The following is a 24,433-nucleotide window of genomic DNA, read 5'->3' as shown; positions in this document are numbered from 1 at the left end:
GCTCCGCCGCGCGGGCCCAGTGGTTCATGTGCAGGTTGATGTTGACGTGGAGGGGCCGCCGGTGCAGCGGCGGCGTACTCGTCGGTCGGCGCGGCGGGGGACGCGTCCGCCGAGGTCGAGCCGCACCCGGTCGAACAGCTCGCGGTAGTCGGCCAGGTGGGCCCGTTCGAGGTCGGCGTAGCTCGTGGCGGACGCCGCGTCCACGGCGGCGGGGACCTTGGCGTGCGGGTCGTCCCCCCGGTAGGCGGGGTGGCGGTCGGCGTGGCCGGTGCCGGCGGACAGCACGAGCACGGCGCTGTCGGCGCCGCTGACGGTCACCGTGTCGCCGTCGTCGGCACGGGTGCCGCCCTGGGCGACGACCTGCACCTGTGCCTCGAAGCGCAGGCCGTTGTCGGCGAGGGCGCCGCGGATGGTCAGCCGGCCGTCGCGGGCCGTGACGGTCTTGTCGTCACGGGGCGAGGTGTGGCGCAACGTGAACGACACCTGACCCGCCCGGTCGGCGGACAGTCGGGCGCCGATGTCTGCGGCGCGGGCGAGGTGTCAGCCCACCGGGCACATGTCGGCCAGCGCGTCGTCCATGGCGGCGCGGGGAGTCTCGGTCGCCAGCTCGCGGAGCTGGTCGGCGAAGGCGACGGCCTGCTCGGGCGTGAGCCGCGGCTCGGGGCCGACGTAGAAGACGACGATCTCGCCGAGCGGCGACCGGATCGCGGTGAACGGAAGTGACGGGGAGATGACCATGATGGTCATCATCATGCCGTGCCGCACCGACAAAAATCCCGTGGTTTTCCCCGGCCGGCCGTCGCGGCGCCGGTCGATCCGGCGCGGCCGTCGCCGCGGACGCGGGATGTCACGGACGTTACGGGCGGTCACACCCGACCGGGCGACCACCCGGCCCGGTCCGACAACCGGAACCAGTGCGACAACCGGAACCAGTGCGACAACCGGGCCCGGTGCGACGCCGAGCCTGCGTCGCACCGGGACGGCAGACGCCCGCCGGGACGGTCCGTCACAGACGGGCGGGCGTTTCGGCGCGCCTTTCGGCGGCCGGCCCGGCGGCGGGTACGGGGGCGGAGAGCAGGTCCCTGACGGCCGCGTCGATGAAGGCGGCGTCCTCGGGGTTGGCTCCGCTGCCCGCCATGTGGCCCCAGATTCCCGGGATCACGCGGACCTCGCCGTGCGGGATGTGCCGGGCGGCACGGACCTCGTCCTCCGGAGGGAAGTACAGGTCCCTCTCCGCGGGAAGGGCGACGACCCTGGCCGTGATGGAGCCCAGGGCTCGTTCGATGTCGCCGTCCAGGCCCGGCGTGGCCGAGACGTCGGCGTCCTGCCAGGTGCCGAGCATCGCGAGGAGGTTGTTGGCGTCCTGGCCGATGAAGTTGGCCTCCCAGAACCCCCTCACGAACTCCTCCCGTGACGCGAACCCGAGCCGCCGGTACTCCTCCTCCCAGTAGAAGGGCTGCGAGAACCCCCACCCGGCGTAGACGCGGGCGAACGCCCTGATGCCCGCCAGCGGCGGTGTCCGGTAGCGTCCGCCCTCGAAGGCGGCGTCCAGGGTGAGGGCCGCCCGCAGGCTCTCGATGAAGACCGCGTTGTGCGGCGACGTCCGCGGAGCCCCGCAGAACGGCAGGGCCCGCTCGACCATGTCCGGATGGCTGACCGCCCACTGGTAGGTCTGCAGCGCTCCCATGGAGCAGCCGAGGACGAGCTTCAGCCGCTCGACGCCGAGGTGCTCGGTGACCAGCCGGTGCTGCGCCCTGACGTTGTCGCGAATCGTGATCGCCGGGAAGCCGGCGGCGTCATGGGGCGCCGGGGTGTTGGAGGGCGAGGAGGACAGGCCGTTGCCGAACAGGTTGGGCACGATGACGAAGTGCTCGCGGGGGTCGAGTGCCTTGCCCGGGCCGATGAGCCACTCGTTGGAGGTGTGGTCCCCGGCGAACCACGTGGGGAAGAGCACGGCGTTCGTCCGGGTCGCGTTCAGCTCACCGTAGGTCCGGTACGCGAGCCTGGCCGGGTCGAGGACGGCGCCGCTGTCGAGCCGGAAGCCCGGCAGTTCGTAGATGTCATGCATGTGCTTTCTCCCTTGGTGTACAGAGTGCCGCGGCCCGGAAGAGCAGGTGCTCGTCACCGGGCCGGCAGATGAGCTGGAGCCCGACGGGCAGGCCGTCCACCGTCCCGGCGGGGATGCTCAGCGCGGGCAGGCCGAGCACGTTCCACGGGCTGGTCAGTGAGAGCAGCGCGTCTCGTACGGCGACGCGCGTGCCGTCGAGGTCCAGCTCCCGCCGGCCGAGGAGCGGCGCGGTGATGGGAACGGTCGGCGTGGCCAGCACGTCGTCATGGCCGAACAGCCCGCCGATCGCCGCGATCAGCCGGGTCCGGGTCCGCATCGCGGGGGCGTACCTCCGGGCCGGGACGGTCGCGGCGGCGCGCAGCCGCCCGAGCACCTCGGCGTCGAACAGGCCGGGATCGTCCGCCATGCGCCCGGCGTGCACCTCGATGACCTCGTGGCTCTGGATCGCCACGAAGGCCTGGCGGAGGTCGTCGGCGTCCTGCGGTGACAGCCGGCGCTCCGCCACGGACCCGGTCCCGGCCCCGATCGCCTGGCGGGCGGCGTGGACCACCCGCGGATCGCAGGCGAAGAGGGCGGCCGGGTCCAGCCAGCCGACGCGTGGCCGGGCGTCGGGCTGCTCGGAGGGGTGCTGTCCGGCCTCGGCCGGGACGGCCGGCGGCGGGCTGCCGCCGGCCAGGAGCGACCGGTAGGCGACCAGGCAGCTCTGGGCGTCGCCGGCCAGCACCCCCACGTGGTCGAGGGTCTTGGACAGGGGGAAGACGCCGTCCGCCGCGAGTGCCCCGTAGGACGGCTTGAAGCCGCTGACGCCGCACAGCGCCGCCGGGATGCGGACCGAGCCGCCGGTGTCGGTGCCGAGCGCGAGCGGGACCATGCCCGCCGCGACGGCGACCGCGCTGCCGCTGCTGGATCCCCCCGGCATGCGGGAGGTGTCCCTGGGGTTGAGCGACGGGCCGGCGGCCGAGCGGTCGCCGGTCGGGCCGTAGGCGAACTCGTGGGTGTTGGTCTTGCCGACGATGACGCCTCCCGCCTGGCGGAGAAGCGTCACGCAGGCCGCGTCGGCGTCGGGAACGTGGCCGGCGAAGTGCCGCGAGCCCATGGTCGCGGGCAGGCCCCTGACCATGATGACGTCCTTGACCCCGGCGGGCACGCCGTGCAGCGGACCCCGGTCGACGCCGCGGGCCAGCTCGGCGTCGGCCTGCCGGGCGGCGGCCATCGCGCCGTCGGCGTCCACGGTGATGAACGCGTTGAGCCGGGGGTCGAGCCGGGCGATGGCGTCGAGGGCGTGCCGGGTGAGCTCCACCGACGTGGTGCTCCCGGCTCGCAGGTCCCGGGCGAGTTCGGCGAGCGTACGGCCGGCGAAGTGCCCTTCGGGTGCGCGGCCGGAGCCGCTGGCCGTCGACATGAGTTCCCTTCTTGTCATGGTCGGCTGGTCAGGCCCGGTGGAAGCCGGGAAGCAGGTCGAGGACGGGGATGAGGGTCGCGGTGCACACGGCCATGGAGGCCGTGTAGGCGACCATGGGATGGACGTCGTTCGGCAACCGCCGGGCGAGCGCCGCGGCGAGTGGAGGGGCCACGGCGGCGCCCAGCACGGCTCCGGCCACGATCGAGTGCAGGGTGCCGCCGAAGGCCAGCACCGTGGCCGGCGTCACGGACACGATGGGGACGAAGGTGGGGTACCAGCCGCCGGCTTCCCACCGCCCGCTCCACAGCAGCAGCCCGCAGGCCGCCGTCAGGACCTGCGCCGCGATCAGGTGCGGGAGCAGGCCGGTGCCGTAGGCCGGTGCGGCCGGGTTGAGCAGGTAGTGCAGGACGCACCCCAACAGCAGCGCCGCTCCCGCCCACTCGTTGCCGAAGAAGTGCGCCTCGGTGAAATCGGCCAGGATGCGGCGCGGCACCCAGGACGCTCCGTACCGGACGGGCGCCGCCTCCGGCGACGCCGGGGGTGACGTACGCAGCGGCGGCATCCAGGGCAGCCTCCGGCAGAGCAGGAAGGCCCCGAACCCGCCGACGGACATGGCCAGCGTGCTGCCGACCACGGGCGACATGCCGAGGGGCGTGCACACCAGGTTGACGAGCACCAGGGCGAGCGGCGTGATGAGCGCCGCGCCGAGCGCCGCGCCGGTCGCCGCCACGCGCCAGCCGGGGCCGTACAGGATCACGAGAGCGGGCGGGACCGACACCATCGGGGCGAACGTGGGCTGCCAGCCGTCGAGCGTCCAGCCCCACAGCAGGTTGCTCGCCAGGACTCCCAGTCCCGCGGCGGCCAGCACCCACGGCCACAGCACGCCGGTGCCGCACGCCAGGGCGAAGCCCTGCCAGCGCTTCCCGCGGCGGCGGGCGGTGTGCGCCAGCCAGGCCCCCGCGATCATCAGCAGCCCGCCGAGCGCGGACTTGGCCAGCGTGGCCTCGGTGGTGTCGCCGATGATCCAGTACGCGTACCAGGTCGGGTCCGTATACCCCAGGCCCCAGGAGGCGTAGCCGGGCACGATCGCCGGCAGCGTGGGACGGATGGCCGTCAGCCACATCGCCAGAAGCGCGGTCAGGGTGACGACCAGGACCGCGGCGACAAGGCGTCGCACGCCGGTGCGGGCCGGTGCGTTGACGGTCGTCATCAGCGCGGCGCCACGTGGCCCAGCCCGTAGCCGAGCAACGGGTCGTACAGGTCGGTGCGCCGGTCGCGGATCAGGTCGTTGAGCTGGTTCCATATCGGTGCGCTGCGCGCGGAGACGACGTCGATGTCGGCCGTCAGGATGGTCTCCTCCTCCGCGCCCGCCACCCGGCCGATGGGCCAGCCGTTGGTCCCGGCGATGAGCGAGCAACCGAGGAAACGGGCGCCCCGGTCCGTGCCGACGCGGTTGGCGGCGGCGATGAACACGTTGTTGACGTGGGCGGCGGTCATGGTCAGGTACGAGGCCATGCACCTGCCGGTCTCGTCGAAGATCGGCGGAGGGGTCCACACCCAGTTGTTGACGCTGCAGATGATGTCCGCGCCCTGCTGGGCCAGGAGCCTCGGCACCTCGGGGAACCAGATGTCCCAGCAGATGAGCAGGCCGATGCGGCCGATCGGGGTGTCGAAGACCGGGAAGCCGAGGTCGCCAGGGGTGAACCAGAGCTTCTCCCGGTTCCACAGGTGGGTCTTGCGGTAGCGGCCCACGTACCCGTCGGGGCCGACGAGGACGGCGGTGTCGAAGAGGCGGACGCCCTCACGCTCGGCCAGGCCGGTGACGACGTGCACGCCGCGCTCGCGGGCGAAGGACTCCCAGGTGCGCACCGTCGCCCCGTCCGGGACCTCCTCGGCGTGCGCGTACGCCTCGGCGCGGTCGCGGAAGCTGTAGCCCGTGGCCGACAGTTCAGGCAGGACGATCAGCGTCGCGCCGTCGTCGGCCGCGCGTTCGGCGAGCGCGAGCGCCCGATCGGTGTTGGCGGCGCGGTTGTCCAGGCCGACCTGGGGGTCGAACTGGATCACCGCGACCCGTGCCGGGCTGACCGGATGGTTCTCTGCGTCGGTCATGTCACGCTCCTTGTGTTGCGCAAACGTTTGGGCCAAACGTTTGGGATAGCATGGACGCCGTATCGGGACGACGTCAAGAGGTCGTACCGTAGGAGCCGGCCCATCCGCGGAAAGCGAGGCGTTCGTGGCGCAGCCCAAGGCGCACCAGGTGACCCTGCGGTCCATCGCCGACCAGCTCGGCCTGCATGTCTCGACGGTGTCCAGGGTCCTCAACGGGCGCACCGGCGACGGCGTGCGGGCTGCGTCCGGTGACACCGCCGCGCGCATCCGCCGCCTTGCGGAGGAGCTGGGGTACCAGCCCGATCCCCACGGGAGCGGGCTGCGGACCGGGCGAAGCAGGCTCGTGGGCGTTCTCGTGCCGCGGTTGTCCGACCTCGTGCTGGCGATGATCTACGAGGGCATCGACGAGGCCGCGGGCGAGCTCGGCCTCACCACCATCACCGCCAACAGCCGCGACGACGAGCAGACGCGGCGACTGCGCACCAGGATGATGCTCGCCAGGCGGGTCGACGGGCTGATCTTCGGTGACGCCAGCCTCGACAGCGGCTTCCTCGACGAGCTGGCCGCGGACGGCGGGAAGTTCGTCCTGGTCAACCGGCGCGCCGGCGACCATCCCTCGGTGACGGCCGACGACGTGACCGGCGGGCGGCTGGCCGCCGAGCACCTGCACGGACTGGGGCACGTCGACGTCGCGGTCATCGCCGGGGAGCCGTACGCCAGCACCGGGACCGACCGCACCGCCGGGTTCGTCGGCTACTACCGCGACCGCGGCCTCGCGGCGCCGCTGGTGCTGCACTCGCCGTTCGACACGGCCGGCGGGCGCGCCGCCGCCGAGAAGCTCCTGTCGAGGCCGGACCGGCCGACGGCCATCTTCGCGGTGAACGACTTCGCGGCCATCGGCGCCATGGGCGCCGCACGCGACCATGGCCTGACGGTGGGCACCGACCTGTCGATCATGGGATACAACGACACGCCCCTGGCCGCGGAGCTGCCGATCCCGCTGACGAGCGTCACCGTGCCCACCCGCGAGATGGGACGCAGGGCCCTCATGTCACTGACCCGGCTCCTCGCGGGAGAGGCTGTCGAGTCCGAGCGCCTGGCCCCCACGCTGGTCGCCCGAGCCTCCACCGCCCGCCCCTGACGAGGCTGCGCCGCACCGTGGACCGCACCCGCCCGCGGCTCTGCTCGCGCTCGCACCGTCGGGGCCCGGACATGCACGAAGGGCCCCGGATCAGCTCCGGAGCCCTTCGTGACCTGCATACTCTGGTGGGCGATACTGGGATCGAACCAGTGACCTCTTCGGTGTGAACGAAGCGCTCTCCCGCTGAGCTAATCGCCCGCCCTGTGCGGCCCCTTGCGGCGCCGACGGGAAAACCATACCGCACTCTGGCACCTACTGGCGAAGCGAGCGGCGTCGGAGGAAGGATTCGGGGGAATGGATGTGGTTGCCCGTCGGCATGACGGGTCGGTGGCATACCATCGTCGTGTTCCGGAAGGGGCCGATCGTGATCCTTTCTCCAGAAACGTTCATGGCGGCCTCCCCCGGGATCGGTTCCGGAGCACGCAAAACCCTCGCAAATACGACCCAATTGATCCCCGTTTGACCAGATAGATGCCCGAATGTCCAGCTGTGATGTGTGTTACAGAAGGCCCCGAGGGCGGAATCTTTCCTACAGGTTTCTTCGTTCCGCGTCATAGCTCAGGACGAAGCCCGCACCGAGCAGCGAAAGCCCCGAAGAGGGGACCTACGACAAAAAAGGTTTGGCTGACGATGAACAGCACCACCGTCTCCGCCGAGCTTGGCCTTCGGCTTGTGGTCCCCGACCGAACGACCGTCCCCCTGCTCGCCGGACTGAGCTACACGGCCGACGACCCGTACGCCATCCGCATGGCCTTCCACGTGGGGAACGACGAGCCGGTCGAGTGGATCTTCGCCCGCGAGCTCCTGACCGTGGGCATCGTGCGGCGCGTCGGCGACGGCGACGTCCAGGTATGGCCGGCGCGCGCCGACGGCGAGCGCACACTGCACATCAGCCTGACGTCCCCGTTCGGTCAGGCGCTGTTCGAGGTGCCGCTGGCCCCGCTCACCGAGTTCCTCCACCGGACGTACGAGAAGGTGCCCGCCGGGCGGGAGACCGACTTCATGGACCTCGACGCCGAGCTGACCAACATGCTCTGGCCCTCCTGACGGCCGTGGCCGTCATGCTGTGGCCCTCCTGACGGCCGCGGCCGCTCGGTCCTCCGGCTCCCGTCAGCCCGGGATCCTCTCCAGCGCCCGGCGCATCCGGGCGATCTCGATGCTCTGCCCGGCGTAGACGTCGCGCGCCATGCGGCGCATGGACTCGTCCCGGCCGGCGGCGAGCTGCTCCTGGGCCATCTTCAGCGCGCCCTCGTGATGCCTGATCATGAGGGTGAGGAAGCGCCGGTCGAACGCCACGTCGCGCGCCGCGCGCAACGTGTTCATCTCCTCCGGCGTGGCCATCCCGTAGCCGCCGGGGCCGTGCTCGTGGCCGCCGGGCGCCGCGCGCCCCACGGCCGACAGCCACGACGACATCATTGTGATCTCGGGCCGCTGCGCCACCGCGATCTGCTCGGCGAACCTCCTGATCACCGGCGAGGTCGTCCGCCCGGCGACCAGTCCGGTCATCTCCAGGGCCTGGCGGTGGTGCGGGATCATGCCCTCGGCGAAGCGGACGTCGGCCGCCGCCGGCTCGGGTGACGGCCGCCCGATGCGCTCCCCGGGCGTCGCCGTACGTGCCGGGGCGCCGGGCCCGTCGGGGACGATCACCGGATTGTCACCCGAGACCGGCGACGGCACCTCGGCCTTCTGGGCACAACCGGCCAGCACGAAAGACGCCACAACTGTGACAAAGAACGTGCACGACCGGGATCGTACTGGCATAGCTTCCATACTGAGCCCACGAGAAGAGAGGTGCGCGCGTGATCTCTGCCAAGGTACGGGGGGCGGTGTTGTGCGCGGCGCTCCTGCTGGTGTCCGCGTGCTCAGGCGGCGGCTCACCGGCGACGTCGTCGCCTCGGGCCGCGGCGACGCCCGGCGGCACGGCGAGCGGCACAGCGAGCGGCACAGCGGGCCCCGCCGCCTCCGGGGACGTGAAGACCAGCGACAACGTCAAGCTCGTCACGAACGTGCCCCGGGCGGCCCCGCTCGACGGCGAGGACGACTGGAACACCGACCTGGCCTTCCAGGGCGACTACGCGTTCGTCGGCAACTTCGGCGGATTCACGATCTACGACATCAGCGACCCGACCCGGCCCAAGACGGTCAGCCAGGTGTCCTGCCCAGCCCAGCAGAACGACGTCTCGGTCCACGGCGACCTGCTGATCCTGTCGATCGACGAGCCGCGCAGCGACGAGAAGTGCTCCTCGACCTCCGACCGGCGGGCCTGGGAAGGGCTGCGCATCTTCGACATCAGCGACAAGAAGAGCCCGAAGTACGTCTCCGCGGTGCGCACCGACTGCGGCTCGCACACCCACACCATGGTGCCCAAGGGCGACACCCTGTACGTGTACGCCTCCTCCCCCGGTCCCGAGCCCGACTCTGCGACGTGCCCGCCGCCGCACCAGGTCATCCAGGTCGTCGAGATCCCGATGAAGGACCCCGAGTCCGCGAAGCTGGTGGCCAAGCCGGACATCTTCCCCGACCGGCAGAAGAACACCGGCGGCTGCCACGACATCACCGCCTACCCGGAGAAGAACCTCGCCGCCGCCGCCTGCTTCGGGGACGGCGTGCTGCTCGACATCACCGACCCGGTCAAGCCCAAGGTCCTGCAGCAGATCCGCGACGAGGAGAACTTCCAGATCTGGCACTCGGCGACGTTCAACAACGACGCCACGAAGGTGGTCTTCGGCGACGAGCTGGGCGGCGGCATGATGCCGACCTGCGACACCCGGACGCCCGCCACCAAGGGCGCCAACGCGATCTACGACATCGTGGACGGCAAGCTGGAGCGCCGCGGCTACTTCAAGATCTCCCGCGAACAGGAGCAGAGCGAGAACTGCGTCGCCCACAACGGCTCTCTGATCCCCGTCGAGGGCAAGGACGTCATGGTCCAGGCGTGGTACCAGGGCGGCGTGTCGGTCTGGGACTTCACCGACTCGTCGGCGCCGAAGGAGATCGGCTACTTCGAGCGCGGGCCGTTCGAGCGGGAGGGCATCGCCGGGTCCTGGTCGGCGTACTACTACAACGGCTACATCTACTCCAGCGACATCCGGAAGGGCCTGGACGTCATCGCCATCGACGACCCGCTGACGGACCCCGCCAAGCAGGTCGAGATGGACGAGTTCAACGTGCAGACGCAGCGGGCCTACTGAGGGGCCGACCGGCTACCGGGGGGCGGAGATCGCGCCGTCGCGCCAGTCCCGGTAGCGGGTCTGCCAGGTCGAGGTCAGCACGGTGCCCTCGATGGGGTACTTCCAGCTCAGCAGGAACATCGTCGGCCGGTCCTCGGGGTCGAGCTCCGTCTTCCAGACGAGCGTGGTCCTGGCGAGCTCCTCCTCCGTCCACCCGCCCGCGATCTTCATGAGCTCGTCGCGCATCGCCTGGTGGCTCTCGGTGGCCCGCAGCGACCCGCTGTAGGTCCGCTGCGAGCGGCGCGGCACCCGGGTCAGCGCGACGAGCTCGGTGAGCGTCGCCACCGACGCCATGAGGGCGATGTGCCCGGCGTGGTCGAGGAGCTCGCTCGCCTGCGCGCCGACCTTCCTGCCCCGCTGGTAGCAGCCGAGGTCCTCGCCGTGCTGGATCACGGTGACCTCGCCCTGCCGGCCGCTGATGCGGGGAGCGCTGATGGACAGCTCGAAGTTCACGGCAGAATCGGCCGCCGGCGTGCTCGCGTCGTAGGCGAGCCGGCCGGTGGCCTCGGCGTTGAACTCGCTCTGGTCGAGGCCGCCCTCGTAGTCGAGGTCGGCCATCGGCGTCGCGGCGAGGGCGGTCTGGATCGCCGACATGAGTGCCAGCCGCTCGGCGGCGGGAGGTGACGTCGTGCCCTCCGGCGTCCGGCTCGCGCCGGGCGTCGCGGTGCCGGGCGCCCCGGTGGCGGGCCGCGCCGTGACGGGCGCTCCGGAGGAGCGGGGGCCGGTGGAGGTGGCCGACGTCCGGGTGGCCGACTGCCAGAGCAGGCCGCCGGCCGCCGCCGCGAGGGTCGCCGTGGCGCCGCCGATCAGCAGCCGCCGGCGGGACACGCGCCACGTCGCGGGCCCGTCGTGCGGCTCCGCGGCCCACGGTCCGGCGCCCCCGCCGTCCGGCCGGCCGCCGTCCCGCCCGCCACGGCCCCGCCCGGCGTGGTCCGGCGCGGTGCCGCCGGGAGCGGTACGCCGCCACGCGGTACGGCCCGGCTCGACGTCCCCGCCCGGCACGGCGGCCGGGGCGGGGACTCGGGCGTCGCCGGCGGGCCGTTCCTCGCCGAGCAGGTCGAGCAGCACGTCACGGGCCGTCGGCCGGGCCGCCGGGTCCTTGGCCAGGCAGCGCGCGACGACGTCGCGCAGCGGCCCCGGCAGCTCGCCGAGGTCGGGCTCCCGGTTGATGATCCGGTGGATGATCGCCCCGATCGTGTCGCCGCCGAACGGGGGCCGCCCGGTCGCGGCGAACACCATCGTCGATCCCCAGGCGAACACGTCGGCCGGCGGGCCGGACGGCTCGTCGCCGAACTGCTCGGGCGCCATGTACGGGGGCGTGCCGGTCAGGCCGCTCCTGGTGGTGACGTCGGCGAGCCGGGCGATGCCGAAGTCGATGACGCGCGGGCCGTCGGGCCCCATCAGCACGTTGCCGGGCTTGAAGTCGCGGTGCACCACCCCGGCGCGGTGGATGGCGGTGAGCGCGGTCGCCGTGCCGATGGCCAGCCGCGTCAGCGTCGCCCCGCCCAGCGGGGCGACCGCCGCCAGCGGCGGGCCGTCGATGAACTCGCTCACCACGTACGGCGGGTCGTGGTCGAGGTCGGCGCTGATCACCCGGGCCGTGCAGAACTCGTCCACCTGGCGGGCGGCGGCCAGCTCGCGTTCGAAGGAACGGTCGATGGCGCCCGTCATGACCTTGATGGCGACCCGTTCGCCGGTGGGCGTCTCGCCCAGGTAGACGATCCCCTGGCCGCCCTGCCCGAGCCTGCCCACGACCCGGTGCACGCCTAACCGCTCCGGGTCTCCTCTCCGGAGCACGCCAGTGGCCAACCCGACCTCATCTCACACGGAACGTACGGAACCGGAACGCGCTCAGGGGTCGACGTCGGCGGCCGAACGCTCGGCGAAGACCCGCATCGCCTCGGTCGTGACGGGACCCGGCGCGACCGGCAGCGCCCGGTCGTCGACGAGCCGGATCGGCTGGACGTCGCGGGTGGTGGAGGTGAGGAACGCCTCCTCGGCCTCGTACAGGGCCGACAGGGGCACGTCGGCCTCCTCGCCGCCGCACCACTCCAGCACCAGCGCCCGCGTGACGCCGGCCAGGCAGCCGGAGGCCAGCGTGGGGGTGAGCAGCCGCCCGTCGCGCACGAGGAACACGTTGGAGCCGGTGCCCTCGCACAGGTCGCCGGCCAGGTTGCCGAAGACGGCCTCGCCGCCGCCGCGCGCCTTGGCGTAGGCGAGGGCCTTGGCGTTGTCGCCGTAGGAGGTGCTCTTGACGCCGGCCAGCGCGCCGCGCTCGTTGCGCGGCCAGGGGACGACGGTGACGGCGGCGGTGGCCGGGAACGGCTTCTGCTCGTCCACGATCACGACGGAGGTGGTGCCCTGGTCGCCGCGGTCGGAGCCGAGCGGGCCCGGGCCGCTGGTGTAGGTGATCCGGATGCGGCCGAGGGGCCAGCCCGGGGCCGCGGCCAGCAGCTTCTCGACGCCCTCGGCGATGGCGTCGACGTCGGGCTCGGGCAGGTCCATGCGCTGGGCGGAGAGCTTGAGCCGGTCGAGGTGGCGGGTGAGCGCGAACGAGCGGCCGTGCACGATCTTCACGGTCTCGAACACGCCGTCGCCGACCATCAGCCCGTGGTCGAACACCGAGACCACGGCCTGCCGGGGGTCGAGCAGCTCCCCGTTGACCCAGACAGGGATGTTCATTCAGATGCCTCCTGTGGATGCCAGTGAGATGAGCCTGGACGCCTTCAGCTCGGTCTCGAGCCACTCACGCCGCGGGTCGCTGCCCCACGTGATGCCCGCTCCCGTGCCGAACCGGATCTCCTCGGCGGAGATCTGGAATGTACGGATGCCCACGGCCAGCGCCGCCCTGCGACGGTCGGCGTCGACCCAGCCCACAGCCCCACAGTAAGGCCCCCGGGGCTCGGGTTCGAGTTCGTTGATGATGCGCAGCGCCGACGATTTGGGGGCACCGGTGACCGAACCGGGCGGGAAGGTCGCCTCGAACAGCTCCGCCCAACCGGCCTCGGGCAGCAGCCTGGCTCGTACGGTGGACACGAGGTGCACCAGGCCCGGATGCTCCTCGACGGCGCACAGCGAGGGCACCTCGACGGAGCCGACCTCGGCGACCCGCCCGAGGTCGTTGCGGACCAGGTCGACGATCATGACGTTCTCGGCGTAGTCCTTCTCCAGCAGGTCGGCGGCGGTGACGCCGGTGCCCTTGATGGGCCTGGACTCGATCACGTCGCCGTCGCGCGACAGGTAGAGCTCGGGCGACGCCGACACCACGGCCATGCCGGGCACCCGGACGACGGCGGCGTAGGGGGCGGGGTTGCCCTCGGCCAGGCGGGCGGCCAGGGCGAGCGGGTCGGCGTCGGGCGGCACGGGCGCGGACAGCACCCGGCACAGGTTGGCCTGGTAGACCTCGCCCCGCTCGATGTGGTCGCGGATGGCCCGCACGCCCCGCTCGTAGGCGGTCCGGTCGAGGGAGCTGCGCCACTCGTGCGGGCGGGGGCCGTGCCAGGGTCCGCTCGGGGCGGGCAGCGGCGCGGGCCGTACGTGCTCGAAGCGCGCGCACGTCACCTTGCCCTCGAAGTCGACGACCACGGCCCACCAGCCCCGTCCGTCGAGGGCGGACAGGTCGGTGGTGAGGTCGCGCAGGCCCGTGGCGAGAAGCCGGCCTACGTGGGCGTAGCCGTCGTGCACGCCTGCCATTCTCCCAGGAGCCGGACGAGCTCCAGCGCGGCGGGCAGCGGGGTGGGGGGCAGGGCCGCGTACACGGTGCGGGCGGGCGTCGTCCCGCGCAGCGGGCGCAGCACCACTCCGGCGGGTACGGCCCGCGCCGCCAGCTCGGGCACGAGCGTCACCCCGAGCCCCGCGGCCACGAAGCCGAACTTGCCCGACCACTCCGCCACCCGCAGCCCGCCGCGCGGCGCGAACCCGGCGGCGGCGCAGGCGGTGGACAGCAGCGTCGGCTGCCCGCGCGGCGCGGCCTCGATCCAGTTCTCCGCCGCCAGGTCGCCCAGCCGCACGCTGTCCTCGCCGGCCAGCCGGTGGGCGGCGGGCAGCGCCACCAGCAGCCGGTCCTCGCGCAGCCGGACCAGGTGCCCGGCCTCGGCGGGCAGGCCGGCGGGATAGTCGCTGACCACGGCGACGTCCAGCGCGCCGGCGGCGAGCCGTTCGAGCAGGCGGCCGGTGAGCCCCTCGACCAGCCGCAGCTCCACCTCGGGCCGCGCCGCGGCGAACCTGCCGAGCGCGACCGGCACGAGGTCCACGTTGGCGGTGGCGAACGCGCCTATTCGCAGCGTGCCGCCGCTGCCGCCGTGGATGGCGGCCAGCTCCTCCCCCGCCCGGTCGAGCCGGTCGAGGACGGCGACGGCGTGCCGGTGCAGCGCCAGCCCGGCGGGGGTCAGCCGGACGCCGCGGGCCAGCCGCTCGAACAGCGGTCCGCCGGCGGCCCGTTCGAGCGCGGCGACCCGCCGGGAGACGGCCGACTGGGTGTAGCCGAGCAGTTCGGCGGCGGCGGTGAAGGATCCGCTCCTGGCGACCTCGTCGAAGAGGCGGAGGGCAGCGGTGTCGAAGGCATGCGTTTCAGTCATGGCTGGCATGCAATCTAGTCGGTGGTGGAATCCGTCGGGGTGGGCTTCACTGCTCGCATGACGACGTATCAGGGCCGGATCGCGTTTCTCGGACAGGGCCGCATGGGCGTCCCCATGGCGCGGCGGCTGGAGGAGGCCGGGCACCGGGTGACGGTGTGGCGGCGCGGCACGGGGGCGCCGGTGGCCGGGGCGGTCGCCGGGGCCGACCTGGTGATCACGATGCTCCGCGACCCGGCCGCGGTGCGCGAGGTGCTGGCCGCGGCTCTTCCCGGGTTGCGCGCCGGGGCGACGGTGGTGGAGATGTCCACCATCGGGCCGGAGGCGGTGCGCGAGGTGCGCGCGCTGCTGCCCGGCTCGGTCGGCCTGGTGGACGCCCCGGTGCTGGGCAGCGTGGGACCCGCGGCCGAGGGCACGCTCACCGTCCTGGCGGGCGGCCTCACCGGGCCCGGCGTGGACACGCAGGGGTGCCGGGCGGTGCTGGCGACGTTCGGCACGGTGCGGGAGGCGGGGCCGCTGGGCGCGGGCGCGGCGCTGAAGCTCGCCGTCATGAGCGCGCTCGTCCCGGCCCAGGTGCTGCTCGCGGAGACGTTCGCGTACGGCGAGGCGCACGGTGTGCCGCGTGCCGCGCTGGCGGACGCGCTGGGGGACACGCCGCTGGGCGGGCTCGCCGAACGGCTGCGCGCCCCCGCCGGGCCGACGAGGTACGCGCTCGGCCTGGCGGCCAAGGACCTGTCCCTGGCCGCCTGGGACGGCGCGTCGCTGGCCACGGCCGCCCGCAGGCGCCTGCAGGAGGCGGAGGCGGCCGGTCTCGGCGACCGGGACCTGACGGCGATCGCCGCGCACCTGTCCGCCGGGCCGCCGGTCCGCCGCGGCCGGGCGGTGCCGCTGAACCTGCCGACCGTGCCCGCCACGAACGGCATGTACTCGCACGCGGTGCGGGCCGGCGACACGCTGTACGTCTCCGGTCAGGCCGCCCTCGACGAGCGGGGCGCCGTGGTGGGCGAGGGCGACATGACGGCGCAGGCCGAGCACGTCTTCCGGTGCCTGGCGCGCATCCTGGCCGACCAGGGCGCCGGGTTCGAGGACGTCACGTTCGTCAGGACGTACCTGACGGACATGGACCTGCGGGCCGAGTACGGCGCCGTGCGCCGCGCGTACATCACCGGCACGCCGCCGGCCAGCACCACCGTGGAGGTGCCGCGGCTGTTCATGCCGGGGCTGCTGCTGGAGGTGGACCTCGTCGTCGCCCTGCCCTGACCGGCGGCCGCGGGGATCAGGCGAGCGGGCCGGTGACGGACTCCACGGCCGCCACGACGGAGCCGTCCGCCACCAGGCGGACCGCCGACTCGATCTCCGGAGCCAGGAAGCGGTCGGGGCCGGGGCCCGGGACCGTCTCCCGCAGCGCCCGCACCACCGCGGCCGTGGCCGGGGCGGGGGTGAGCGGCGCGCGCAGGTCGATCGCGCGGGCGGCGGTGAGTACCTCGACGGCGAGCACGCGGGTGAGCCCGTCGACGGACCTGCGCAGCTTGCGCGCCGCCGACCAGCCCATCGAGACGTGGTCCTCCTGCATCGCCGAACTGGGGATCGAGTCGACGCTGGCCGGCACGGCCAGGCGCTTCAGCTCGGACACGACGGCCGCCTGGGTGTACTGGGCGATCATGTGACCGGAGTCGACGCCCGGGTCGTCGGCCAGGAACGCCGGCAGGCCGTGGTTGCGCGCCACGTCGAGGAACCGGTCGGTGCGGCGCTCCGACATCGAGGCCAGGTCGGCGGCCACGATCGCGAGGAAGTCCAGCACGTACGCCACGGGAGCGCCGTGGAAGTTGCCGTTGGACTCCACGCGCCCGTCGGCGAGGACGGCCGGGTTGTCCACGGCGCTGGCCAGCTCCCAGGTGGCGACGTTGGCGGCGTGCGCGATCGTGTCGCGGGCCGCCCCCGCCACCTGCGGGGCGCAGCGCAGGGAGTAGGCGTCCTGGACGCGGGTGCAGGAGCCCGGGTCGCGGTGGCTTTCCATGATCCCGGACCCGGCCAGGATCCTCGTCATGTTGGCGGCGGCCAGGGCCTGGCCGGGTTGCGGCCGCAGCGCCTGCAGCTCGGGGGCGAAGACGCGGTCGGTGCCGAGGAGCGCCTCGACGCTCATCGCGGCGCTGATGTCGGCGGTCCGCACGAGCCGGGTCAGGTCGTCGATGGCCAGGATCAGCATGCCGAGCATGCCGTCGGTGCCGTTGATCAGGGCCAGGCCCTCCTTGGCGGCCAGCTCGACGGGCTCGACGCCGGCCTGCTTGAGCGCCTCGGCGGCCGAGGTGAGCCGGCCCGACGCGTCGCGGACGACGCCTTCGCCCATGAGGGTGAGCGCGACGTGGGCCAGCGGCGCGAGGTCGCCGGAGCAGCCGAGGCTGCCGTACTCGTGCACCACCGGGGTGATCCCGGCGCTGATGAGCGCGGCGAGGGTCTTGGCCGTGGTCGGCCGGATGCCGGTGTGACCGGTGGCGAGCGTGTGCAGGCGCAGCAGCATGAGCGCGCGCACCACCTCCGCCTCCACCTCCGGGCCGCTGCCCGCCGCGTGGGAGCGGACGAGGGAGCGCTGGAGCTGGGCGCGCAGCGCCGGGTCGATGTGCCGGGTGGCGAGCGCGCCGAACCCGGTGGAGACGCCGTAGGCGGGGGTGGGGCTCTCGGCCAGCTCGTCCACCCGCTGCCGGGCGGCCGCGATCGCCGCGACGGCGTCGTCGGTGAGCTGGACGGCGGCGCCGTGCCGGGCCACCCGGATGACGTCGTCGAAGGTCAGGGGCTCTGGGCCGACGTTCACGACTCCGTTGTCGCGCATGGTGCTCTCTCTCACTAAGTAACCGGCGTATGCGATGTTAGCTCCTTACCGGAGAACAGCGCGGCCAGCCCTCCCCTGCCCTCGTCGGTCAGGGTCACCGCCCTCGGCACCGGCCCTCTGACGTACCAGCCGAGGTCCAGCAGGGCGCCGGTCACCGCCGCGCCGAGCGCGCCGCCGAGGTGGGCCCTGCGCTCGGTCCAGTCGAGGCACTCGGGGGCGAAGCGCCGCCTGGCTCGCCGCGCAGCCGTCACATCGACGCCGAGCCGCGCGAGCAGGCGTTCGCCCGCGGGCGTGACCTCCTCGCCGTCGAGGTGGCCGCCCGCGCGCAGCTGGTCCAGCAGGCCGACGCCGGCCCGCCCGGCCAGGTGGTCGTAGCAGGTGCGGGCCTCCTCCAGCAGGCGCGCCTGCCGGGACTGGCGCAGCGACCGTACGGGTGGTCGCGTGCCGACCCTGGCCAGCACCTCCAGCACCTCGGCCACCTCGTGCCCGGCGAGCCGGTAGTAGCGGTGCCTGCCCTGGCGCACGACGTCGACGAGCCCCCCGTCGAGCAGTCGGGACAGGTGGGCGCTGGCGGTGGCGGCGCTGACCCCGGCCAGCCGGGCCAGCTCGCCCGCGGCGAGCGCCCGGCCGCCGAGCAGTGCGGTCAGGATCGCGGCCCTGGTGGGATCGGCGATGAGTGCCGCCACCGGGGCGATGTCGGCGTCGCGTGCGACATGCTCTGCTGCCATGCCCCGACCCTAACGCGCGGACGTTTCGGGCCCCGTCGAAGCATGGCGCCGGACCCGACGCGGCCTCGTCGGGCCCGCCCCCACAGGCCCCGACGCGCCCGCGCCCGACGCGACCTGCCCGGGCCCGCCCGCAACCTGCCCGTGCCGGCCCGCTACATGCCCGCCCCGGACCCGACATGCCGACGCCGAGCCCGACGCCCGCCGCGCCGGACGCGACATGACGGCCGGGCACGACGTGCCCGGGCGGTCCGGCGCGGGCATCCTTCGACGCCCCCTTGAACGACCAGCCGCCAGAGTGCTGGCATGACGACCGACACGACTCCCGCCCCCGCCGACGACAACCCCGCCCTCCTGGTGGCCGCCGCGGTGGACCGGTGCCTCGAACTGGCCTCGACCTGGATGGCCTGGGACGGCAGGCCCATCACGACGGACGGCGCGAACCTGTGGACCCCGTCGAAGGCCGTCCGCCGCATCCAGGACCACCTGGTGGACCACCTGGCCGAGGTGGAGGCGCTGCTCGCCGGCGCCGCTCCGCAGCCCGACCTCTGGCACGGCCGGACGGTGACGCTGGAGGCCGACTGGGCCCGCCTCACGGAGACGGACCTGGCCGAGGCCAGGTCCCGCTGGACCCGCCTCGCCCAGGCGTACGTGAACCGGTACGCCACCGTCCCCGACGCCTGGGACGTGCCGCGCGACCCCAACTGGACGCTGCGCGCGATCGCCGAGCACGTCGCCGGCGTCACCTGGTACGCCGAACAGGTCGGCGACCTCCGGTTTGGGGACTCGGCCAGGATTCGCTAGAGTTCTCTCGTCACCGCATCACGCGGCGGCGACGCGGAAGTGGCTCAGTGGTAGAGCATCACCTTGCCAAGGTGAGGGTCGCGGGTTCGAATCCCGTCTTCCGCTCGGAGCTTCCGGCTCGGTGGAGTGGCCGAGAGGCGAGGCAGCGGCCTGCAAAGCCGTCTACACGGGTTCAAATCCCGTCTCCACCTCTGCGAGGACGATTAGCTCAGCGGGAGAGCGCTTCCCTGACACGGAAGAGGTCACTGGTTCAATCCCAGTATCGTCCACCATCCGAAGGCCCCGGCCCATGGCCGGGGCCTTCGTCGTTCCCGGGGGCGATAATCGTTGGCTTTCTGTCGGTGCCGGATGCTAGAAAAAAATTTCGATAATCCTCCGGCCCGACGTCAGGGAGCCCGCACGTGACCGCCAGCAGTTCGGAGTTCTCCGTGGCCGGGCCGCGCCACGACCGACGGGGCCCGGTGCGCTGGCTCTGGTCGCACCTGCGCCGCCATCCCGTGCACCTGCTCGGCTTCCTCGGCGGGTCGCTGGTGATGGTGGTCCTCAACGCCATGGTGCCCGACCTGACCGGCGACGCCTTCGACGCCGTCCTCGGCGAGCACGGCGATCCGGCCGCGGCGCTCGGGCTGGTCGCGCTCGCGCTGCTGGCCATCGTGCTGGCCCGCGGCGTCTTCGACCTGGTCGCCCGGCTGTCGAGCGAGGTCCTGGCCAAGCGGCTGGAGCGTGACGCCCGCGACGAGCTCTACGTGAGCCTGCTGGGCAAGAGCCAGACCTTCCACAACCGCCAGCGGGTCGGCGACCTGATGGCGCGGGCCGCCAACGACATCCGCCAGCTGTCCATCATGATCACTCCTGGGATCGACCTGATCGTCGACTCCGGGCTGACCGGGCTGGTGCCGCTGTTCTTCATCGGCGCGATCGACCCGCGGCTCCTGCTCGTGCCCGCCGTGTTCGCGGTCGTGTTCGCCGCCGCCCTGTGGCAGTACATGCGCCGGCTCAACCCGGTGGCGAGCCGGATGCGCGAGGAGTTCGGCGACCTCAACGCCGGCCTCAACCAGGCCGTCCGCGGCATCGAAGTGATCAAGGTGACCGCGCAGGAGGAGCAGGAGCGCCGGCGGTTCCGCACCCTCGCGCGCCGCTACCGCGACTCCTTCGCCCGCAACGGCCTGGTCCAGGCCCGCTACCTGCCGACGCTGCTGTTCGCCTGCACCATGGCGGCGGCGCTGTGGCACGGCCTCCACCTGCACGGCACGGGCGTGATCACCGTGGGCGAGCTGGTGTCGTTCATGGGCCTCATGGGCATGCTCGGGTTCCCGGCGCAGATGTCCATCTTCACCTTCTCGCTGGTGCAGATCGGCATCGTCTCCTCGCGCCGGATCCTCGCTCTGATGACGTCCGAGGACGAGCTGGAGCAGCGCCCGGACGGCCACACCGCCGCGATCAAGGGCGAGATCGTCTTCGACGACGTCACGTTCGGCTACGAGGGCGGCGAGCCGGTGCTGCGGGGCGTCTCGTTCACCGTGCGGCCCGGCGAGACCGTCGCGATCGTCGGCGAGACGGGCTCCGGCAAGAGCACGCTGACCAAGCTGGTCCCCCGCATCTACGACGTCACCTCGGGCCGGATCCTGGTGGACGGCGTCGACGTGCGCGAGTGGCGGCTCGACTCGCTGCGTTCGCAGATCTCGACGATCGAGCAGGACATCGTGCTGTTCTCCCGCTCGGTGGCCGAGAACATCGCCTTCAGCCTCGGCCAGCGGGCCGACCGGGAGGCCGTGGTGCGGGCGGCGGAGGACGCGCAGGCGGCCGAGTTCATCGCCGAGCTGGGCGACGGCTACGACACCGTCATCGGCGAGCGCGGCGTCACCCTGTCGGGCGGGCAGCGCCAGCGGCTGGCCATTGCGCGGGCGCTGCTGACCGACCCGGCGATCCTCGTGCTGGACGACTCGACCAGCGCCATCGACTCGGCCACCGAAGACCTCATCCAGCAGGCCATCGGCCGCATCCTCGACGGGCGCACCACGCTGCTGATCACCCACCGGCTGTCGCAGATCCGGTGGGCGGACAAGGTGCTGCTGCTGCGGCGCGGCGAGCTGGTCGACTGCGGCACGCACGACGAGCTGATCGCGCGCAGCCCTCTCTACCGGCGGATCTTCTCCCACTACGACGAGGTGGACCTGCACCGCGACCCGCCGTCCGGAGACGCGGCCGGAGACGCGGCCGGAGACGCGGCCGGAGACGCGGCCGGGGACAGCTCGGGGGCTGACGGGACCGGCGGCTCCCGAGTTGAAGCCTCAGGACCCGACGGGACCGACGGGGCCAGGCCTGACACCCCCGAAGACGACGCGGACGACGGGGCCATGCCTGACGCCCCCGAAGACGACGCGAACGACGGGGCCAGGCGTGACGGCAGGATGACGGCCGTGGCGAGCGTCCGTGCGGGCGAGCGGGGAGGGGTGGCCTGATGGGCTTCATCATGGACGGCCTCGACGCCGAGGACTACGACCGCACCTACAGCGACCGGGTCCTGTTTCGCCGGATCATGTCCTACTTCCGCCCCAAGCTGCGCGTCATGGTCCTGGTCGCCGTCATGATCGTGCTCGGCTCGGTCAGTCAGGCCGCCCTGCCGTTCCTGGGCAGCCAGGCGGTCGACGCCATCCAGCAGGGCACCATCGCCGACGTGGGCTGGCAGGTCACCCTGGGGATGCTGCTGGCCGGGGCGCTCGGGTGGGGCTTCAACTTCATCCGGCAGTGGCAGAGCGCGCGCGTCACCGGCGACGTCGTGCTCCGGCTCCGGGAGGACGCGTTCGACGCCGTGCTGGAGCGGGACCTGTCGTTCTACGACGAGACCCCCTCCGGCAAGATCGTCAGCCGGGTGACCTCCGACACCGACGACTTCGCCACGGTCTCCACGCTCACGATGGACCTGATCAGCCAGGTGCTGATGGTCGGCCTGGTCACCGGGCTGCTCTTCCTGCGCAGCGCGGAGCTGGCCCTGCTGACCCTGCTCATGGTGCCGGTCATCGTGGGCATCGCGCTGCTGTTCCGGCGGATCGCCCGCACCAGCACCCGCCGGGCGCAGCGGTCGCTGAGCCGGGTCAACGCCAACCTGCAGGAGACCATGGGCGGCATCACGGTGGCCAAGAACTTCCGCCAGGAGCGGCAGGTCTACGACGAGTTCCGGCCGATCAACCAGCAGAGCTACCGGGTGACGCTCGGGCAGGGCTTCGTGTTCTCGTCCATCTTCCCCGTGCTCTTCCTGGTGGCGGGGCTCGCCACGGTGGCCCTGGTGCAGCTCGGCGGCACGCGGGCGCTCGACGGCAGTCTGACGGCGGGCGACTGGTTCCTCTTCCTGCAGGGCGTGGCGCTCTTCTGGTTCCCGCTGACGTCCATCGCCGCCTTCTGGTCGCAGTTCCAGCAGGGCCTGTCGGCCTCCGAACGGGTCTTCGCGCTCATTGACGCCCCGCCCCGGGTCGTGCAGATCGACCCGCAGCCAGTGGGCCGGCTGGCGGGGCGGATCGAGTTCCAGCAGGTGACCTTCGGCTACGTCCCGGGCAACCCCGTGCTGCGCGACTTCGACCTGGCGATCGAGGCCGGGGAGACCGTGGCGCTGGTCGGCCACACCGGGGCCGGCAAGTCGACGCTCAGCAAGCTGATCACCCGGTTCTACGAGTTCCAGGAAGGCCGGTTGCTCATCGACGGTCGCGACATCCGCACCCTCGACCTGGCCGGCTACCGCAGGCAGATCGGCGCGGTGCCGCAGGTCCCGTTCCTGTTCAGCGGCACGGTCGCCGACAACATCCGCTACCCGCGCCCTGAGGCCACCGACGAGGAGGTAGCCGCCGCGGCGGCGGCGGTGGGCGGCGGCGACTGGGTCGACGCCCTGCCCCAGGGCCTGCGCACCGACGTCGGCGAGCACGGCCGTGCCCTGTCCATGGGCCAGCGCCAGCTCGTGGCCCTGGCTCGCCTGCTCATCCAGGACCCGGCGATCGTGGTGCTGGACGAGGCCACCGCCAGCGTCGACCCGCTGACCGAGGCGCAGATCCAGGAGGGGCTCGACGTGGTGCTGGCAGGCCGCACGTCAATCGTCATCGCCCACCGCCTGTCCACGATCGAGCACGTCGACCGGATCCTGGTGCTGGACCACGGCCGCGTCGTCGAGGAGGGCGACCACGCGACCCTGCTGGCCCGCGGGGGCCGCTACTGCCAGGTCTACAACACCTACTTCCGCCACCAGTCCCCGCACTACCGCGCCGGCTCGGGCTTCGTCGCCGTCGGCGAGGGCTGAGCCCGGCCCCGGGCCCTGAGGACACAGAGGCGCCGCCCCGGAGAGGGCCGGGACGGCACTCTGCCACGATACGCGGATCCACCCGCGCCGATCACTCACACCGAGGCAACGGGCGGCTGCCCTGACCTCGGCGAGCTTCAGGGGCGGTGCGTTGTCGTCCGTCAGGCCGGTCCGCCGGGGGCTCCCCCTTCCCGCCCCGACGCGGGCGGGGCGGGCGACGGGGCTTCGCCCACGACGCATCGGCGGCCCCCTTGAGCCGGACCGGGTCGAGACCCGAGTGGGGCCGCACGCAGGCCAGCCGCAGGGGAGCGGGGCCGGCGTGCCGCCTTCGGGCGGGGCGTACTCCCCCTTGCAAGCCGGCCGCGTTCCCTTCCGAGTCGGGCCCTCGCATCAAGCAACTTGTGTTGACTAAGCCGGATTAGTCAATTAATGTTGCTTACATGTCCGACAGCGACATCCCCGTCCACCAGGATCCCGCCGACGCGCTGGCTGCCGTGGTGGCCATGCGGCGGCTGGCCGACCAGCTGGAGGACGCCGCCGTCGAGCAGGCGATGCGCGCGGGCTGGAGTTGGCCGCAGGTCGCCGAGGCGCTCGGCGTGACCCGCCAGGCGGTCCACAAGAAGCACGCCAAGCGACTCATCGTCGCCGGCGTCAAGCTCAGGAGACGTGCACCATGAAACCGTTCGACGCCTACCTGCACACGATCCTCACCGAGGGAGGCATGGAGGCACAGAGGCACGGATCATCCACGGTCGAGGCGCAGCATCTTCTGCTGGCCGTCGCGGCGCAGGAGGGCACCGCGCCGCAGCGCATCCTGGCCTCCTTCGGCCTCGACTACCCGGCGGTCCGGGCCGCTCTCGAGGCGGAGACGCAGCACAGCCTGAGCATGGTGGGGGTGTCCCCTTCCTCGTTCGGCCTGCCCCGGCCGAACACCGTCACGCCGAGCCATCAGCCCAGGATGGGCGAGACGGGCAAGCTCGCCATCGAGCGGGGCTTCGCGTCGGCATCCCGCAAGAGGGACCTGAGGCCTGCGCACGTGCTCCTCGGCATCCTGCGGGCCGAGGTCGGCACGGTGCCCCGCGCGCTGGCCCTGGCCGGCGTCGACCGCGCCGAGCTGCTGGCCCGGGTCCAGAGTTCCATCACCGACGACGGCATCGCCTGACGAGCACACCCGCCTCCCGTACCCTCACTTCGCCCACCCTGAGGCGTCGTCTCCCGCTTCGCTGACCGGCACCTGCGCCGATGAGCGCGTCTCCCGTGGGCCTTCG

The 24,433-nt window shown here is 72.8% G+C and carries 22 protein-coding genes and 4 tRNA genes; 12 read left to right on the top strand and 14 right to left on the bottom strand.

What is annotated here, in order from left to right; all coding sequences use genetic code 11:
* Nucleotides 1-24: 24 nt before the first annotated feature.
* The 6 genes from CXR44_RS10985 to CXR44_RS10960 all read right to left on the bottom strand — a co-directional run bounded on the left by CXR44_RS10985 (nucleotide 25) and on the right by CXR44_RS10960 (nucleotide 5,579).
* Nucleotides 25-483 carry a glycoside hydrolase N-terminal domain-containing protein gene (locus CXR44_RS10985; protein ID WP_245899059.1) on the bottom strand — a complete coding sequence of 153 codons (459 nt, stop codon included), beginning with the start codon at nucleotides 481-483 and terminating at the stop codon, nucleotides 25-27.
* A 57-nt stretch (nucleotides 484-540) separates the two neighbouring features.
* Nucleotides 541-753: a hypothetical protein gene (locus CXR44_RS10980; protein WP_101785120.1), complete on the bottom strand. Its 213-nt coding sequence runs from the start codon at nucleotides 751-753 to the stop codon at nucleotides 541-543.
* 253 nt (nucleotides 754-1,006) lie between these two features.
* Nucleotides 1,007-2,068, bottom strand: a complete 1,062-nt coding sequence (locus tag CXR44_RS10975) for an alpha/beta fold hydrolase (protein ID WP_101785118.1) — start codon at nucleotides 2,066-2,068, stop codon at nucleotides 1,007-1,009.
* The gene (locus CXR44_RS10970; protein WP_101785116.1) at nucleotides 2,061-3,470 is read right to left on the bottom strand and encodes an amidase; all 1,410 of its coding nucleotides are present in this window, start codon (nucleotides 3,468-3,470) and stop codon (nucleotides 2,061-2,063) included. Before CXR44_RS10970 ends, CXR44_RS10975 begins: the two co-directional genes overlap by 8 nt.
* Nucleotides 3,471-3,498: 28 nt before the next feature.
* Entirely contained in the window at nucleotides 3,499-4,680 is a 1,182-nt protein-coding gene (locus CXR44_RS10965) for a hypothetical protein (protein WP_101785114.1), read from the bottom strand.
* Nucleotides 4,680-5,579: a nitrilase family protein gene (locus CXR44_RS10960; RefSeq protein ID WP_101785112.1), complete on the bottom strand. Its 900-nt coding sequence runs from the start codon at nucleotides 5,577-5,579 to the stop codon at nucleotides 4,680-4,682. The genes CXR44_RS10965 and CXR44_RS10960 overlap by 1 nt, the downstream gene beginning before the upstream one ends.
* 124 nt (nucleotides 5,580-5,703) lie before the next feature.
* On the opposite strand from CXR44_RS10960, the gene CXR44_RS10955 reads away from it, so the two are divergent.
* Complete coding sequence (locus CXR44_RS10955) at nucleotides 5,704-6,720, top strand: LacI family DNA-binding transcriptional regulator (protein ID WP_101785110.1); 1,017 nt, start codon at nucleotides 5,704-5,706, stop codon at nucleotides 6,718-6,720.
* A gap of 123 nt (nucleotides 6,721-6,843) precedes the next feature.
* Here CXR44_RS10955 and CXR44_RS10950 read toward each other — a convergent pair.
* Nucleotides 6,844-6,918: transfer RNA gene (locus CXR44_RS10950), tRNA-Val, on the bottom strand.
* 432 nt (nucleotides 6,919-7,350) lie between these two features.
* Here CXR44_RS10950 and CXR44_RS10945 point away from each other — a divergent pair.
* Nucleotides 7,351-7,767 (top strand): SsgA family sporulation/cell division regulator, encoded by a 417-nt coding sequence (locus CXR44_RS10945; RefSeq protein ID WP_020547189.1) that lies wholly within the window; start codon nucleotides 7,351-7,353, stop codon nucleotides 7,765-7,767.
* A gap of 63 nt (nucleotides 7,768-7,830) precedes the next feature.
* Here CXR44_RS10945 and CXR44_RS10940 read toward each other — a convergent pair whose 3' ends face one another.
* Nucleotides 7,831-8,439 carry a DUF305 domain-containing protein gene (locus CXR44_RS10940; RefSeq protein ID WP_245899058.1) on the bottom strand — a complete coding sequence of 203 codons (609 nt, stop codon included), beginning with the start codon at nucleotides 8,437-8,439 and terminating at the stop codon, nucleotides 7,831-7,833.
* 80 nt (nucleotides 8,440-8,519) lie between these two features.
* On the opposite strand from CXR44_RS10940, the gene CXR44_RS10935 reads away from it, so the two are divergent.
* Nucleotides 8,520-9,911 (top strand): LVIVD repeat-containing protein, encoded by a 1,392-nt coding sequence (locus CXR44_RS10935; protein WP_101785107.1) that lies wholly within the window; start codon nucleotides 8,520-8,522, stop codon nucleotides 9,909-9,911.
* Between the two features lie 12 nt (nucleotides 9,912-9,923).
* Here CXR44_RS10935 and CXR44_RS40090 read toward each other — a convergent pair whose 3' ends face one another.
* The 4 genes from CXR44_RS40090 to CXR44_RS10915 form a co-directional block, all read right to left on the bottom strand.
* Entirely contained in the window at nucleotides 9,924-11,714 is a 1,791-nt protein-coding gene (locus CXR44_RS40090) for a serine/threonine protein kinase (RefSeq protein ID WP_245899057.1), read from the bottom strand.
* 87 nt (nucleotides 11,715-11,801) lie between these two features.
* Nucleotides 11,802-12,632, bottom strand: coding sequence for an aminotransferase class IV (locus CXR44_RS10925; protein WP_101785105.1), 831 nt, complete (start codon nucleotides 12,630-12,632; stop codon nucleotides 11,802-11,804).
* Complete coding sequence (locus tag CXR44_RS10920; protein ID WP_425437407.1) at nucleotides 12,633-13,634, bottom strand: chorismate-binding protein; 1,002 nt, start codon at nucleotides 13,632-13,634, stop codon at nucleotides 12,633-12,635. It lies immediately after the preceding gene.
* Nucleotides 13,610-14,527 carry a LysR family transcriptional regulator gene (locus CXR44_RS10915; RefSeq protein WP_245899056.1) on the bottom strand — a complete coding sequence of 306 codons (918 nt, stop codon included), beginning with the start codon at nucleotides 14,525-14,527 and terminating at the stop codon, nucleotides 13,610-13,612. Before CXR44_RS10915 ends, CXR44_RS10920 begins: the two co-directional genes overlap by 25 nt.
* A gap of 57 nt (nucleotides 14,528-14,584) precedes the next feature.
* Here CXR44_RS10915 and CXR44_RS10910 point away from each other — a divergent pair, with 57 nt between their 5' ends.
* A complete protein-coding gene (locus CXR44_RS10910; RefSeq protein ID WP_101785099.1) occupies nucleotides 14,585-15,784 on the top strand; it encodes a Rid family hydrolase in 1,200 nt (399 codons plus the stop codon).
* A 16-nt stretch (nucleotides 15,785-15,800) separates the two neighbouring features.
* Here CXR44_RS10910 and hutH read toward each other — a convergent pair whose 3' ends face one another.
* Together hutH and CXR44_RS10900 are read right to left on the bottom strand one after the other, a co-directional pair.
* Nucleotides 15,801-17,351, bottom strand: coding sequence for a histidine ammonia-lyase (gene hutH, locus CXR44_RS10905; RefSeq protein WP_101785097.1), 1,551 nt, complete (start codon nucleotides 17,349-17,351; stop codon nucleotides 15,801-15,803).
* Nucleotides 17,352-17,365: 14 nt separating this feature from the next.
* The gene (locus CXR44_RS10900; protein ID WP_101785095.1) at nucleotides 17,366-18,079 is read right to left on the bottom strand and encodes an ArsR/SmtB family transcription factor; all 714 of its coding nucleotides are present in this window, start codon (nucleotides 18,077-18,079) and stop codon (nucleotides 17,366-17,368) included.
* 303 nt (nucleotides 18,080-18,382) lie between these two features.
* On the opposite strand from CXR44_RS10900, the gene CXR44_RS10895 reads away from it, so the two are divergent.
* The 8 genes from CXR44_RS10895 (at nucleotide 18,383) to CXR44_RS10860 (ending at nucleotide 24,327) form a co-directional block, all read left to right on the top strand.
* On the top strand, nucleotides 18,383-18,880 hold the full coding sequence (locus tag CXR44_RS10895) for a hypothetical protein (protein ID WP_219601733.1): 498 nt from the start codon (nucleotides 18,383-18,385) through the stop codon (nucleotides 18,878-18,880).
* Nucleotides 18,881-18,913: 33 nt separating this feature from the next.
* Nucleotides 18,914-18,985 (top strand) — tRNA-Gly (locus CXR44_RS10890).
* Between the two features lie 15 nt (nucleotides 18,986-19,000).
* Nucleotides 19,001-19,071 (top strand) — tRNA-Cys (locus tag CXR44_RS10885).
* Nucleotides 19,072-19,077: 6 nt separating this feature from the next.
* Nucleotides 19,078-19,152, top strand: a tRNA-Val gene (locus CXR44_RS10880).
* Between the two features lie 129 nt (nucleotides 19,153-19,281).
* A complete protein-coding gene (locus tag CXR44_RS10875; protein WP_245899055.1) occupies nucleotides 19,282-21,342 on the top strand; it encodes an ABC transporter ATP-binding protein in 2,061 nt (686 codons plus the stop codon).
* Nucleotides 21,342-23,165, top strand: a complete 1,824-nt coding sequence (locus CXR44_RS10870; RefSeq protein ID WP_101785093.1) for an ABC transporter ATP-binding protein — start codon at nucleotides 21,342-21,344, stop codon at nucleotides 23,163-23,165. Before CXR44_RS10875 ends, CXR44_RS10870 begins: the two co-directional genes overlap by 1 nt.
* A gap of 440 nt (nucleotides 23,166-23,605) precedes the next feature.
* Nucleotides 23,606-23,842 (top strand): hypothetical protein, encoded by a 237-nt coding sequence (locus CXR44_RS10865; RefSeq protein ID WP_101785091.1) that lies wholly within the window; start codon nucleotides 23,606-23,608, stop codon nucleotides 23,840-23,842.
* Nucleotides 23,839-24,327 (top strand): Clp protease N-terminal domain-containing protein, encoded by a 489-nt coding sequence (locus tag CXR44_RS10860; RefSeq protein ID WP_101785089.1) that lies wholly within the window; start codon nucleotides 23,839-23,841, stop codon nucleotides 24,325-24,327. Before CXR44_RS10865 ends, CXR44_RS10860 begins: the two co-directional genes overlap by 4 nt.
* Nucleotides 24,328-24,433 lie beyond the last annotated feature (106 nt).

The sequence above is a fragment of the Nonomuraea indica genome (genome assembly GCF_002850745.1).
GTDB classification, from domain to species: Bacteria; Actinomycetota; Actinomycetes; order Streptosporangiales; family Streptosporangiaceae; genus Nonomuraea; species Nonomuraea indica.
Note: the sequence above shows the minus strand (reverse complement) of the source record. Positions and strands in the feature narration are given on the sequence as shown.

Coding starts and splice junctions, on each gene's coding strand:
- CXR44_RS10980 (WP_101785120.1), bottom strand. CDS start 753: ATGATGATGACCATCATGGTCATCTCCCCGTCACTTCCGTTCACCGCG.
- CXR44_RS10975 (WP_101785118.1), bottom strand. CDS start 2,068: ATGCATGACATCTACGAACTGCCGGGCTTCCGGCTCGACAGCGGCGCC.
- CXR44_RS10970 (WP_101785116.1), bottom strand. CDS start 3,470: ATGTCGACGGCCAGCGGCTCCGGCCGCGCACCCGAAGGGCACTTCGCC.
- CXR44_RS10965 (WP_101785114.1), bottom strand. CDS start 4,680: ATGACGACCGTCAACGCACCGGCCCGCACCGGCGTGCGACGCCTTGTC.
- CXR44_RS10960 (WP_101785112.1), bottom strand. CDS start 5,579: ATGACCGACGCAGAGAACCATCCGGTCAGCCCGGCACGGGTCGCGGTG.
- CXR44_RS10945 (WP_020547189.1), top strand. CDS start 7,351: ATGAACAGCACCACCGTCTCCGCCGAGCTTGGCCTTCGGCTTGTGGTC.
- CXR44_RS10925 (WP_101785105.1), bottom strand. CDS start 12,632: ATGAACATCCCTGTCTGGGTCAACGGGGAGCTGCTCGACCCCCGGCAG.
- CXR44_RS10915 (WP_245899056.1), bottom strand. CDS start 14,527: ATGACTGAAACGCATGCCTTCGACACCGCTGCCCTCCGCCTCTTCGAC.
- CXR44_RS10910 (WP_101785099.1), top strand. CDS start 14,585: ATGACGACGTATCAGGGCCGGATCGCGTTTCTCGGACAGGGCCGCATG.
- hutH (WP_101785097.1), bottom strand. CDS start 17,351: ATGCGCGACAACGGAGTCGTGAACGTCGGCCCAGAGCCCCTGACCTTC.
- CXR44_RS10900 (WP_101785095.1), bottom strand. CDS start 18,079: ATGGCAGCAGAGCATGTCGCACGCGACGCCGACATCGCCCCGGTGGCG.
- CXR44_RS10895 (WP_219601733.1), top strand. CDS start 18,383: ATGACGACCGACACGACTCCCGCCCCCGCCGACGACAACCCCGCCCTC.
- CXR44_RS10870 (WP_101785093.1), top strand. CDS start 21,342: ATGGGCTTCATCATGGACGGCCTCGACGCCGAGGACTACGACCGCACC.
- CXR44_RS10865 (WP_101785091.1), top strand. CDS start 23,606: ATGTCCGACAGCGACATCCCCGTCCACCAGGATCCCGCCGACGCGCTG.
- CXR44_RS10860 (WP_101785089.1), top strand. CDS start 23,839: ATGAAACCGTTCGACGCCTACCTGCACACGATCCTCACCGAGGGAGGC.